Source organism: Vicinamibacterales bacterium, from assembly GCA_041659285.1.
Classification (GTDB): Bacteria; Acidobacteriota; Vicinamibacteria; order Vicinamibacterales; family UBA2999; genus 12-FULL-67-14b.
The window spans coordinates 340,427-352,903 of sequence record JBAZYO010000003.1; the positions used below are offsets into that span (position 1 = coordinate 340,427).

Annotated in this window: 9 protein-coding genes; 7 read left to right on the plus strand and 2 right to left on the minus strand. The window is 66.7% G+C overall.

Annotation, left to right across the window (positions count from 1 at the left end):
• The 7 genes from WC815_06410 to WC815_06440 all read left to right on the plus strand — a co-directional run bounded on the left by WC815_06410 (window position 1) and on the right by WC815_06440 (window position 9,576).
• Entirely contained in the window at window positions 1-2,145 is a 2,145-nt protein-coding gene (locus tag WC815_06410; protein MFA5908387.1) for a BatA domain-containing protein, read from the plus strand.
• A gap of 55 nt (window positions 2,146-2,200) precedes the next feature.
• Window positions 2,201-5,929, plus strand: coding sequence for a DUF4175 family protein (locus WC815_06415; protein ID MFA5908388.1), 3,729 nt, complete (start codon window positions 2,201-2,203; stop codon window positions 5,927-5,929).
• Window positions 5,926-6,765, plus strand: a complete 840-nt coding sequence (locus WC815_06420; GenBank protein ID MFA5908389.1) for a DUF4159 domain-containing protein — start codon at window positions 5,926-5,928, stop codon at window positions 6,763-6,765. Before WC815_06415 ends, WC815_06420 begins: the two co-directional genes overlap by 4 nt.
• Before the next feature lies 1 nt (window position 6,766).
• Window positions 6,767-7,594 carry a DUF4159 domain-containing protein gene (locus WC815_06425; protein ID MFA5908390.1) on the plus strand — a complete coding sequence of 276 codons (828 nt, stop codon included), beginning with the start codon at window positions 6,767-6,769 and terminating at the stop codon, window positions 7,592-7,594.
• Window positions 7,595-7,787: 193 nt separating this feature from the next.
• The gene (locus WC815_06430) at window positions 7,788-7,934 is read left to right on the plus strand and encodes a hypothetical protein (GenBank protein ID MFA5908391.1); all 147 of its coding nucleotides are present in this window, start codon (window positions 7,788-7,790) and stop codon (window positions 7,932-7,934) included.
• Between the two features lie 39 nt (window positions 7,935-7,973).
• On the plus strand, window positions 7,974-8,411 hold the full coding sequence (locus WC815_06435; GenBank protein ID MFA5908392.1) for a thioesterase family protein: 438 nt from the start codon (window positions 7,974-7,976) through the stop codon (window positions 8,409-8,411).
• 25 nt (window positions 8,412-8,436) lie between these two features.
• A complete protein-coding gene (locus WC815_06440; protein ID MFA5908393.1) occupies window positions 8,437-9,576 on the plus strand; it encodes a hypothetical protein in 1,140 nt (379 codons plus the stop codon).
• A 32-nt stretch (window positions 9,577-9,608) separates the two neighbouring features.
• On the opposite strand, the gene WC815_06445 is transcribed toward WC815_06440, so the two are convergent.
• Window positions 9,609-11,807 (minus strand): DUF5916 domain-containing protein, encoded by a 2,199-nt coding sequence (locus tag WC815_06445; GenBank protein MFA5908394.1) that lies wholly within the window; start codon window positions 11,805-11,807, stop codon window positions 9,609-9,611.
• A 29-nt stretch (window positions 11,808-11,836) separates the two neighbouring features.
• Window positions 11,837-12,475 carry an LON peptidase substrate-binding domain-containing protein gene (locus tag WC815_06450; protein MFA5908395.1) on the minus strand — a complete coding sequence of 213 codons (639 nt, stop codon included), beginning with the start codon at window positions 12,473-12,475 and terminating at the stop codon, window positions 11,837-11,839.
• Between the last annotated feature and the right edge of the window lie 2 nt (window positions 12,476-12,477).

Below are 12,477 nucleotides of genomic sequence, written 5' to 3' on the forward strand. Positions count from 1 at the left end.
GTGTCGTTCCTGACGCCTCTCTTCCTGCTCGGCCTCGCGGCACTCGCGATCCCGGTGCTCGTGCACCTGACCCAGCGCGAGCGCAAGTCGGTGATCGCGTTCCCGTCGCTGATGTTCCTGAAGAAGATTCCCTACGAGTCGGTGCAGAAGCGGCGCATCCGCGACTGGCTGTTGCTGGCCCTGCGGCTGGCGGCGTTGGCACTGATCGTCGCGGCGTTCGCCCGCCCGTTCCTGCGCGGGTCCGGCGTCTCGGCGGCACCCGGCGGCGCCCGCGACATCGTCGTGCTGCTCGACCGTTCCTACAGCATGGGCTACGGCGACTCGTGGGCGCGCGCGCAGCGGGCGGCGGCGCAGGCGATCGAGAGCGCGACGGCCGCGGACCGCGTGTCCCTCGTGCTGTTTGCCGACAACGCCGAAGTGGCGTTGCGATCGACGCCAGATCGATCGCGCGCGGTGTCGGAGATCAACGCCGCGGCGCCCGGTCCCGGTTCGACCAAGTACGGGCCGGCGCTGAAGCTGGCGGGGAGCCTGCTCGCCGAATCGCTGCTGCCGCGCAAGGAAGTGATCGTGGTGTCCGACTTCCAGCGTGGCGGGTGGCAACCGGACGACACCTTGCGCATGCCGGGCGGGACGGTGATCACCACGGCGGTGGTGGAGGGTGCCTCGGGACCCAGCCTGGCGCTGACGCCGGCCACGCTGCTGCGCACGCGTGAGGCCGGGCAACCCGAGCGGGTGACGGTGACCGCCGGCGTGCTCAATCGCACCGCAACGGCCGCCGCCAACCTGCCGGTGCAGCTCGAAATGGACGGCCGCATCGTGCAGACCCTGCCGGTGAACGTCGGCGCCAATGCCTCGGCGACGGTGACCTTCGCGCCGGTCTCGATCGCCACCACCACCACGCGCGCCACCGTGCGCCTCGGCACCGACACGCCGAAGGGCGTGGCGGTCCAGACCGGCGTGGCCCCGGCGACCTCGTCGATCGACGCGCTGGCGCGCGACAACGTGTTCAACTTCGTGATCACGCCGAGCGCGCCGGTGCCGGTGATGGTGGTGACGCCAGGCGGCCGCGCCGACGCCAACCTCTATCTGTCGCGCGCCCTCGCCATCGGCGAAGCGCCGCACTTCGACACCTCGTTCCAATCGGCCGAGGCGCTGGCGGGTGACGCGACGACCCGCGCGCGCCTGTTGATCCTCAATGACGTGTCGGTAGCCGAGGCGGCCGCGGCGAAGCTGGTCACGTTTGTCGAGGGCGGCGGCGGACTGTTGCTGGCCCTCGGCCCGCGCGCGACCTGGCCCTCGGCTCGCGAAGCGTGGTTGCCGGCCGTGATGGCCGGTGTGGTGGACCGCTCACGTGGCGCGGCGGCCAAGTTGAGCGGCATGGATTACGGCCACGCGGTGTTCGAACCGTTCCGCGCGCCGCGCAGCGGCGACTTCTCGACGGCGCGGTTCTACTCGTATCGCGGCCTCAAGGCGGCGACAGGCGCCACCGTGCTGGCGCGGTTCGACACCGGCGAGCCGGCGCTGGTGGAGCGGACCAGGGGCCGCGGCCGTGTCGTGATGTTCGCGTCGACACTGGATCTCAGTTGGAACGACCTGGCCCTCAAGCCGGTGTTCCTGCCGTTCGTGCACCAGCTCGGCCGCCACCTGTCGGGATTCAAGGAGCAGCCGGCCTGGCTGACCATCGGCGAGGTGCTCGATGTTGATGCCGCCGAGATCGCGGCCGGCGCCACGACGAGCGCGGCAGGGCGGACCGAAGCCGGCCGCACCGTGTTGGCGCCGTCAGGGCAACGCCACGATCTGGGTGTGAAATCCGTGTCATCTCCGTCATCTGTGTCTGCGGCTCTGGAACTCAGCGAACAGGGCTTCTACGAGGTCCGCGGCGCGGGGCGAGAAGCGGGACCAGTGATCGTGGCCGCGGCGAATGTGAGCCTGGCCGAGTCGAATCTCGATCGCATGGATCCGAAGGAGCTGATTGCCGGGGTGAACGGCAACGGCGCGCCCGGCTCTGCCGGCGCCCAGGACGTCTTACCGGATGAGGCCCAGGAACTGGCACAACGGGTCTGGTGGTACCTGTTGTTCGCGGGTATCCTGCTGCTGATCGCCGAAACCGTGCTGGCCCAGCGCTTGTCGCGCGCCACTCGGTGAGCTGTCGGGTCGATGGCCGCCCATAAAGGGCGGCCCTACATCGGAGATGCCGTAGATGGGTGAACTCAATCCGCGCGCGCAACTACTCGAGGTGGTCCGCCAGGTACGCCGGCGCTGGCGCATCAAGCTGGCGTTGCGCGGCGCGGTCGGCTTCCTGATTGCCGGCATCCTCGCCATCGTCGCGATGGCCTACGCGCTCGAGGCGCTCAAGTTCACGCCGGCGGCGATCCTCTCGTTCCGCATCGTCACCGGGTTCGTCCTGGTGGCCGCCGGCGCGTGGTTCTTCGCGCGGCCGCTGTCGCGCAAGGTCTCCGACGAACAGGTCGCGCTCTACCTCGAAGAACACGAGCCGTCGCTCGACTCCACCATCCTGAGCGCCATGGAAGCGGCGGAACGCCCGGGCGACTGGTCGCCCGAGTTGATCCGCCGGCTGGTCGAAAACGCCATCGACCGCGTGCGCGAGATCCACGAAGGCCAGCGCATCGAGCGCGACTCGATGGCACGCTACGCGTGGGTCGCCGGCGGCGTCGCCCTGGCGGCCCTCGCCCTGTTCACGTTCGGCCCCGCCTACCTGCGCCACACGCTGTCGGCGATCTTCGTGATCTCGCGCGACCTCGAAGCCGCGGCGCCGTATCGCATCGAGGTGACGCCCGGCAACGCCAAGGTCCCGAAGGGCGCGGACCAGATGATCAACGCCACCATCTCGGGCTTCGACGCCGCGGACGCCGCCATCCTGATCCGCAAGGCCTCGACGTCCGCGTTCGAGAAGGTGCCGATGGTGAAGGGCGAGAACGGCGCCTATGAAGGCATGCTGTTCGACCTCGCCGAACCGCTGGACTACGTCGTCGAAGCGGCCGGCGTGCGGTCGCCGCTGTACAAGCTGAACGTCGTCGAGCTGCCCTACGTGAAGAAGCTCGACCTCGAATACACCTATCCCGCTTACACCGGCCTCGAGCCGCGAACGATCGAAGACGGCGGCGACGTTGCGGTGCTCAAGGGCACCGACGTGCGCGTCACGGTCACGCCGACCATGGCGTCGAAGGGCGGACGCCTGGTGCTGGGCCCGCCTTCGCTCGCCCGGTCGGCGGGGAGCTTCGGCGAGGTCTCGCCGAAGCGGCCTTCGGCCGCGGAGGCGGACGACAACGAGAGCGTGCCGCTCGCGGCCAACGCCGACGGCACCCTGTCAGCGCAGTTCAAGGCGCAGCACGACGGCTTCTATCACGTCGAGCTCGACTCGGCGAGTGGCGAACGCCTGCCGGCCTCGCCGCAGTACACGGTTGACCTGCTGTCGGACCTCGCGCCCACGGTGAAGCTGTCGAAGCCCGGGCGCGACACCGACGCCACGCCCGTGCAGGAGTTCTTCGTCGAGGCGAAGGCCGACGATGACTACGCGGTGAAGAACCTGCAGTTGGTGTACTCGGTGAACGGCGGGCCCGAGAAGACCATCCGCCTGTTCGACGGCGCGCGGCCGGTGCCGGAAGTGACGGCCGGCCACACCTTCTACATGGAGGAGCTCGGCGTAAAGGCCGGGGATTCCGTGTCGTATTACGCCCGCGCCACCGACAACGACGCGGTCGCCGGCGCCAAGCAGGCGACCAGCGACATCTTCTTCCTGCGCATCCGGCCGTTCGATAAGAACTTCAAGCCGGCGACCTCGATGTCGGGTGGCGGCGGCGGTGGCGGTGGTGGCGGCGGCCAGGAAGTGGGCGCGCTGTCGCAGCAGCAGCGGCAGATCATTTCGGGCACCTTCAACATCCAGCGCGATCGCAAGACGATCAAGTCCGACAAGTTCCGCGCCGACATGGTGGTGCTGACGCTCGCGCAGAGCAAGCTGCGCGACCAGGTCAAGGGCCTGGTCGAGCGCATGAACAGCCGGCTCGTGGTGTCGGATCCGTCGTTCAAGAAGATCGCCGAGCTGCTGCCGAAGGCGGCCGAGCAGATGACCCTGGCGGAGAAGCAGCTGCAGGCACAGAAGCCTGACGGCGCGCTGCCGCCCGAGAACCTCGCGCTGCAGTTCCTCCAGCAGGCGGAAGAGGAATTCGAGCTGCAGGTGCAGACCGGACGCCAGGCCGGCGGCGGTGGTGGCGGCGGCGGTGCCGGCTCGATTGCCGAAGACCTGGCCGATTTGTTCAAGCTCGAACTGGACAAGATGGCCAATCAGTACGAGACCAACTCGCAGGCCTCGTCCCAGCAGCAGGACCAGCAGATCGACGAGCTGGCCGAGAAGTTGAAGGAGCTGGCGCGCCGGCAGGAGCAGGAGATCGAGCGCCAGCGCCGGCTCGCGTCGGGCCAGTCGGCCGGCAACTCCGGCGGTGACCTCCAGCGCGCGCTCGCCGAGCAGGCCGAAGAAGCGGCGCGGCAGCTCGAGAAGCTCTCGCGCGATCAGCAACGGCAGGATCTCGCCGACACCGCCCGCCAGTTGCGAAGCGCCGCCGAGGCGATGAAGCGGGCGGCCGCCAAGGGCGACCCGTCCGCGGGCGGGCAGGCCGCGGCCGCCGCCGAACGTCTGCGCGAGGCGCAGCGGCAACTGACCGGCAACCAGCAGGCGCGCGGCGAACGTGACGTGCGGGATGCGCAACGCCAGGCGGAAGAGATTGCCGAGGAACAGAAAGACATCGCCGCCGATGCGCGCGGCCTGCCGCAGGCCGGTCCCGATCGCCTGCAGCAGTCGCAGTTGCTGGGCCAGCGCAAGGACGCGCTCGAAAACAAGGTAGCCGGGCTCGAGAAGCAGCTCGATCGCATGGTGGGCGAGCAGACCAAGGACGCGAAAGACACCGCCCGCAAGTTGTCGGAAGCGGTCAGTGGCATTCGCGACAACAAGGTGAAGGAAAAGATCCGCTACTCGAAGAGCCTGCTCAGCTCGGGCGCGCCCGAACAGTACGCGCGCAACTTCGAGGAAGAGATCGGCGCCAACATCGAGGCGCTGCGCAACAAGTTGGGCGAAGCGGCCAACACGGTGGGCCAGCAGGGCCGCGCTCGCAGCACCGAAGCGCTCGACAAGGCGCGCGAGCTCGCCCGCGGCCTGGATTCGATGGGCCAGCGAATGGCGGAACGCTCACGCGAGGGTGCCAAAGGTGCCAATAGTGCCAACGGTGCCAAGGGTGCTGAAGGGCAGCAGGGCCAGCCCGGCAAAGAGGGCCAGCAAGGCCAGGACGGCAAGCAGGGCCAGCAGGGACAGCAAGGTCAGTCCGGTCAGCAGGGCAAGCCAGGGCAGCAAGGCCAGAGTGGCCAGCAGGGGCAGAGCGGCCAACAGGGACAGAGCGGGCAGTCCGGACAGCAGGGCCAGAGTGGCCAGTCAGGCCAGGGCGGACAACAGGGCCAGCCTGGTCAGCAGGGTGGCGGCGGCCGCGAAGACCTGGGTGGCCGCGCGAGCCTCGGCGGCTTCGGCGACGGCGGGTGGGCGGGCAGCGATCGGCGTCCGGGCAGCTTCTCGCCCGATGACATCCGCCAGTTTCGCGGCGAGGCCCGCCGCTGGGCGCAGGAAGGCCAGGCACTGCGCAACATGCTGCGCGAGCAGAACCTGGACCCGAAGGAACTCGACGAGATCATGAAGCGGCTCCGTGAGCTCGACTCCGAGCGTGTCTACCAGGACGTCGCCGAGCTCGAGCGGCTGCAGACCTTCGTCGCCGAAGGGCTCAAGCGGTTCGAGTACGGGTTGCGCCGCAAGGTCGGCGACGAAACGGACCGCGCCCTGGTCAACGGATCCGACGAAGTGCCGGCTGAATTCAAGGCGCTGGTCGAGGAGTACTACCGCTCGCTGTCGAGGACCAAGCCGCGTCAATGACCCGCATCGGCTGCGCTCTCGTCGTTGCATTGCTGCTGGCAGGCACGCTGGCAGAGGCGCAGCGCGGGTTCCGCGGCGGTCGCGGCCGGTTTGGCAGTGAATCAGGCGCGCCGCCGAAGTTCGCCACCGAGGCCGACTTCGACGGCAAGTTCCACCTGTGCCGGCTGATGTACACGCAAGTCCGCCAGCAGAACCTCGGCATGGGGTGGGGCACCGACTATCCCTACGCCGAGATCAACCTGTCGATCCGGCTCTCCGAGCTCACCAAGACGACCGTGGCGTTCGACGGCGCACGCAACCCCAATCACCTCGTCGTCCGGCCGACCGACGAGGCGCTGTTCCAGTGCCCCATCGTGATCGCCTCTGATCCGGGGAGCGCGGGATTTTCGGGGGCCGACGCCGACCGCCTGCGCGAGTATCTCGACAAGGGCGGCTTTCTCTGGGTCGACGACTTCTGGGGCGCGTATGCGTGGGAATCATTTGCCAGCGAGATTGCCAAGGTGCTGCCGCCGGGCGAGTTTCCGATCAAGGACCTGACGCCGGACCATGCGATTTTCCGCACGGTGTTCCCGATCACGCAGATCCCCCAGGTGCCGTCGATCAACTTCTGGCGCGGCAGCGGCGGCGAGACCTCGGAGATGGGCGAAGACAGCGCCCGGGCGCACATGGCCGCCATCACCGACAAACAGGGCCGCATCATGGTGTTGATGACGCACAACACCGACATCGCCGATTCGTGGGAACGCGAAGGCGAGGACCCGCGGTTCTTCTTCAACTTCTCGCCGAACGGCTACGCCGTCGGCCTCAACTCGCTCGTCTACGCGATGACGCACTGACATGGTCCGCGTCGCCCGCGCCTTCGCCGTCGCCCTCGTGCTCGTCGCCACCGTGGCCTCGGCACAGGAGCAGTGGGGCGGCTATCGCGGCTTCCGCCGCTTCCCGCCGCGCTACCCGACGCCCACCAGCTTCGACGGCGGCTTCAACTTCTGCCGCTTGATCTACACGAGCGATCGCCGGGAAGAGGGCGGCTCGGGCTGGTCCACCGACTACTGGGATGCCGACATCAACTTCTCGACGCGCCTCGGCGAGTTGACCAAGACCACCATCAGCCGGCAGCAAGGCGGCACGCCGAACCACTTGTCGGTGCGGATTTCAGATCCGCTGATCTTTCAGTGTCCATTCCTGAGCGCCACTGACGTCGGCACCGCGTTCTTTACCGATCAGGAAGCGGAGACGCTGCGCAACTACCTGCTCAAGGGCGGCTTTCTGTGGGTGGACGACTTCTGGGGCCCGTACGCGTGGGACAACTGGGTCGGCCAGATCAGCAAGGTGCTGTCACCGGCGCAGTTCCCGATTCGCGACATCGCGATGGACCATCCCATCCGCCGCACGCTGTTCGAGTTCACCGACCTGCCGCAGATCCCGTCGATCAGTTTCTGGCGCCGGAACGGCGGCCAGACCTCGGAGCGCTACGAGCTCAGCGAGGAGCCGCACCTGCGCGGCATCGCCGACGAGCACGGCCGGCTGATGGTGGTGATGACGCACAACACCGACATCTCGGACGCGTGGGAGAGGGAAGCGGAGGACCCGCGGTTTTTCTTCAGCTTCTCGCCGCAAGGCTACGCCGTCGGCCTTGACGTCGTTCTCTACGGCATGACCCACTGACGTCACCGGACGTTGGCCACAGAGGCCCAGAGGCCCAGATTTCGTGTCTCTTCGCAGGGCTGGGTTGTGTGCAATCAGGAACAGCCGAAGTGGCGCCGCAAGAGGTAGTGTCGTTCATGGGCTGCTTGACTGGCGTTGTGCACTGAGCAGTTCCCACTAACCGGCTCACCGGAAATTAGAGAGGGAGTTCGCCATGAATCTCATCGTTCTGCTAATCATTTTTCTGTTGTTGTTCGGCGGAGGAGGTTTCTACCTCGGTGGCCCGGCCGTGGGCGGTGGTCTTGGCGGCCTCATTCTCATCGTGCTGATTGTCATGCTGGTGAGTGGCAAACGGTTGTGAGCGTCGCCGCCGCCAGTTGAGGCGCATAATACGCCTTCGATGAGCTCCCAGGCACACCCTCACCGATCGCAGTTCAAGGTGCTCCGTCCCATCCCCACTCGCTGGATGGACAACGATCACTACGGCCACGTCAACAACGTCGCCTACTATTCATTCTTCGACACCGCGGTGAACGGATTCCTCATCGACGCGACCGGCTCCGACATCCGCGACCTGCCGGCCATCGGCATCGTCGCCGAGTCGGGGTGCCGGTTCCTTGAAGCGGTGACCTTTCCGGACACGATCCACGCCGGCATCGACGTCGAACGCCTGGGTACGACGAGCGTGGTCTACCGCATTGCGCTGTTCCGGGAGGGCAACGACAGTCCGTGCGCCGTGGGCCGGTTCGTCCACGTCTACGTGGACCGGACCACGCGCCGGCCGGTCTCGATTCCGGCCGCAATCAGAACCGTGCTCGACGGCTTGAAACAGGCGTAGAATGCGCAGCGTCCGGGAGGCGAACATGAGCGGTCGTTCGAAGCAGTCAATCGGTGCCGTCGTCGCGCTCGTGCTGGGTTGTGTCGTCGCCGCCATCGCGCCGGCCAGCGGGCAGGCGCCGCCGGCGAAGGCCAAGGGCTGGGTCGTGCCGCGCACCGCCGACGGCAAGCCCGATTTGCAGGGCAACTGGACCAACGAGACGCAAACGCCGCTGGAGCGGATGGGCGCCGGCGGGACGACGCTCACCGACGAGCAGGCCAAGGCGATCGAATCGCGCGCGCAACTGGTCGAAGAGATCCGCGACAAGCCGAGCGATCCCAATCGTGGCATCCCGCCCAAGGGCGGCGGCACCGGCGGGTTCTCCGCGCCGGGCCAGCAATCGTTCATCGAAATCATCTCCGAGGCCGCGGGCGGTGCGGTTGGCGGGTACAACGGCTTCTGGCTGGATCCCGGCCTGAGCGTCATCCGCATCGACGGCGTCGCGCGCAGCTCGATCATCATCGATCCGCCGAACGGCCGGCTGCCGCCACTCACCGACGCGGGCAAGAAGCGCCTGGCCGAGATTGCCGCGCGCGGCAAGAAGTTCGGCGAGTTCGATCACCCCGAGATGCGCCCGCTGTCCGACCGCTGCCTGCTCTCGTTCGGGTCGAACGCCGGGCCGCCGATGCTGCCGAACTACTTCTACAACAACAACTACACCATCGTGCAGACCAGGGATCACGTGATGATCCTGACGGAGATGAACCACGACGCGCGCATCATCCGCCTGAATGCGAAGGAGCATGGACCGGCAAGCCTCCAGCCGTGGTTCGGCGATTCCATCGGCCGTTGGGAAGGCGACACGCTGGTGGTGGAGACCACCAACATCAATCCCATGCAATTGAACCAGACCAGCATCCTGTGGGCGTATCGCGGCGCGTCGGAGAACCTGACGGTGACCGAGCGCTTCACGCGCACCGGGCCCGACACCATCAAGTATCGCTTTACGATGGAAGACCCCCAGACCTACACCGCGCCCTTTACCGGCGAGTTGCCGTTCAACCGCATTGACGAGATGGTCTACGAGTACGCCTGCCACGAGGGCAACCACGCCATGTCGAACATCCTGTCGGGTGAGCGGTCCCGCGAGCGGCAGGCGGCCGAACAGAAGAAGCCGCCGCAGTAGCGGAATGCTGGTGAATCATCCCAGGCAACGGCTCAGAAGCTAATCAGGTTCGTCAGCTTGACGGTCAACGCGCGCTCGAGCAGCCGGCCCGAGGTCGTGTCGCGCCGGTCGTTGAAGACGACGTAGAGGTCACTGAGCGGCCGGTAGAGGAAGTTGAAGCGGACGTTGGAGCTGAACTGGTGGGTGTCGGCGTTGTACTGCAGGAACGAATTGAGAAACAGGTGCGTCGAGAACGCGTACAACCCGCGCGTGACGACCAAGTGCGTGGTGAAGTGACCCTGGGGCAGCGTCACCTTGTTGACCGTGTAGTTCACGTCGAGATTCAAACGATGGCTCGGCTTCAAGTCCAGCGTGACGCCGGCCGATGTCTGCTGGCCATCCCAGAACTCACCCCAGATCACTCTGCCGCCGCCGCTGGCCCTCCGGCTGCGGTCGAGGCTGAAGTTCACCTCCTGCTGCATGTAGTCGTAATCGCCGGCCGGTATCGACACGTCGGCGCGGATGTCGAATGGCTCGATCAGCCGATCCCAGTTATGCGTGGCCTTGTAGGTGATGCTCGACGAGTTGTGAAACTGGGCGCCGCCGCTGATGTCCTGCTGTCGCGTTTCAACGCCGCCGCGCCACTTCGCGTAATAGTCGGCGCCGGCCGTGACGTTGAAGTTACGGATGTACTTGTGGTGAATCCGGGGCAGCACCGTGACGTTGGCGGCGTAGTGGTCGTTGTCGCGCCTGCGGACGAAGCCGACCTCGGGGTTGAAGTGAGCCTGCACCTGTTCGTATTGCCCGGACACCGTGAAATCGTTGTCGCGCCAGCTGACGCCGACGGCCTTGGCCGCGTCGCCGTCGGCGACGCCAGGTGTCTGGCTGTGCAGCCAGTACGACGTCACGTCCAGCTTCTGAAGAAACTGCAAGTTGGCGTCGACCCCGACGACGCGGTTGTAATCGCCGGGGCGGGTGGAGTTGCGATTGGTCACAATGGTGCCAATCCACGAGTTCGTGAAGAGGGTCTTCTTGAGCCGGCCGACGAGGAACGTGTTCGCCGGCGTGGTGTCGGTCGCCTCCGTTCGCATGGCGACCAGGCCGATGTCGTAGGTCCGCGCCTTGCCCGACACGCGCGCCCCGCCGGTGATGGGAATGGGCGTTCCGCTCGCGCTCAGGCCGATCTGCCGGCTGAAGAACGGTAGCAGGTTGTTGCCACTCCCGCCGGCGCCGCCGCCGCGCACGCCGAAGTTGAACAGGTCGCGGTTTTCAAGAAAGAACTCCCGCTTCTCTGGAAAGAACACGCTGAAGCGGGTCAGGTTCACCTGCTGCTGATCGGCTTCCACCTGCGAAAAATCCGTGCGGTAGCTGAGGTCGAGCTTGACCGATGGCGTCAGCGCGTACTTGAGGTCGAGGCCGGCGTCGAAGTCGAACGCCGAGGTGACGGTGCCTTGCGAGAACGACTCGCGCGGGCCGGCTCGCACGTACGGCTTGACCGTCAGGTTGCGTCCTTGATCGAGGCCGTCGAATCCGCGTAGCGTGCCCGCCAGCGAGGCCTTGAAGACGCGATACCGTCGTGGCAGCGGCGACCAGTGGCTGTCTTCGTTCGCACGGCGGAGGCGCCGGGTCATGTTCATGCCCCACTCGGGCGAGGCCGGACTCTTGAAGCGGAGCGTCTTGAGCGGGATCACCATTTCCGCGAACCATCCCTCGCTGGTGATTCGCGCCTTCGCCTCCCAGACGCCATCCCAGTCCTGGTTGTTCTGGTCGCCGTCGTTGAAGATTTCGGAATCGCGTCGCGCGCCGGCGGGGTTGATCGCGAAGAGCAATCCCGACCGGCGATCGCCCAGGGTGTCGAGAAACAGCGTGAAGCCGTCGCCCTCCTGGCCGGCAAAGTCCTCCTTCAGTTCGTTGACAATGATGCCTTCGGGGTGCGAGTCGTAGCACCAGACGCCGACGTAGAGGTTGCGCGAGTCGTACACGAACCTCGCTTCGGTGACCTCGCTGGCCGGCTGGCCGGGCCGAGGCTCCCATTGGATGAAATCGGTGGCCGGCCTGGCGCGCTTCCATGCCGGTTCGTCAAGCACTGCGTCGACTCGCATCGGCTCGTCGATACGAACGGCGTCAACGACGCGTTCCAGGTGCGCGGTGGCGTAGTCGATGGGATGGGCCGCCTGGCCCGCCGCCAGGCTCTGGGCAGGCGCGGGTCGTGCCACGAGGCAGCAGAACAGCAGACAGATGACCGCGCGCATGCAAGGGATCGCAGAGGGTCGAAGATGCCTTAGTGAATCATACCGGCGTCGCCGGCGGAATGCTTGAGCAGCGCCTTCATTTCCAGCAGCTCGATCATCGAATGGCAGCGCGCCAGCGGGCCGTGGCGCTCGAGCAGCGCCTGCCTCTCCAGCGGATCGAACTCCAGGTATTGCGCCAGCGCGTTGATCAGGTCTTCGTCCGGCATGTTCTGCGGCAGCCGGCTCTCCATCGTCCCCTCGAAGAGCGGGGCCAGCAGCGACTCAAGCTGGCGCCGGGCCCCCTTCAATTCATCCTTGTCGCCGGCTGACAAGGTCTCGTCGATGGGCGTGATGATGGCCCGGCGATAGAGCTGGCCGATGGCCGGATCCTCCTCGCCCAGCATCGTGAACTTATCGAGGCCGCGCAGCACCAGGTTGAACCGCCCCTCGTCCAGCCGCTCGGCGTGGGTGATGAGGCCGGTGCAGCCGACGCCGTAGACCGGCGGCCGCCCTTCGTAGTTGGTGTCGTGCCCCGGACGCAGCAACACCATGCCGATCAGGCGATCGCCGGCGAGCGCATCCGCCACCATCTGCCGGTACCGCGGCTCGAAGATGTGCAGCGGCAGGAAGACATTCGGGAACAGGATCACGGTCGGGAGGGGAAAGATCGGGAGTGACGACGGAAACATGA

Excerpts from the sequence above, each read along its gene's own strand:
- WC815_06440 (MFA5908393.1), top strand. The coding sequence starts at position 8,437 with ATGAGCGGTCGTTCGAAGCAGTCAATCGGTGCCGTCGTCGCGCTCGTG.
- WC815_06425 (MFA5908390.1), top strand. The coding sequence starts at position 6,767 with ATGGTCCGCGTCGCCCGCGCCTTCGCCGTCGCCCTCGTGCTCGTCGCC.
- WC815_06445 (MFA5908394.1), bottom strand. The coding sequence starts at position 11,807 with ATGCGCGCGGTCATCTGTCTGCTGTTCTGCTGCCTCGTGGCACGACCC.
- WC815_06420 (MFA5908389.1), top strand. The coding sequence starts at position 5,926 with ATGACCCGCATCGGCTGCGCTCTCGTCGTTGCATTGCTGCTGGCAGGC.
- WC815_06415 (MFA5908388.1), top strand. The coding sequence starts at position 2,201 with ATGGGTGAACTCAATCCGCGCGCGCAACTACTCGAGGTGGTCCGCCAG.
- WC815_06435 (MFA5908392.1), top strand. The coding sequence starts at position 7,974 with ATGAGCTCCCAGGCACACCCTCACCGATCGCAGTTCAAGGTGCTCCGT.
- WC815_06430 (MFA5908391.1), top strand. The coding sequence starts at position 7,788 with ATGAATCTCATCGTTCTGCTAATCATTTTTCTGTTGTTGTTCGGCGGA.
- WC815_06450 (MFA5908395.1), bottom strand. The coding sequence starts at position 12,475 with ATGTTTCCGTCGTCACTCCCGATCTTTCCCCTCCCGACCGTGATCCTG.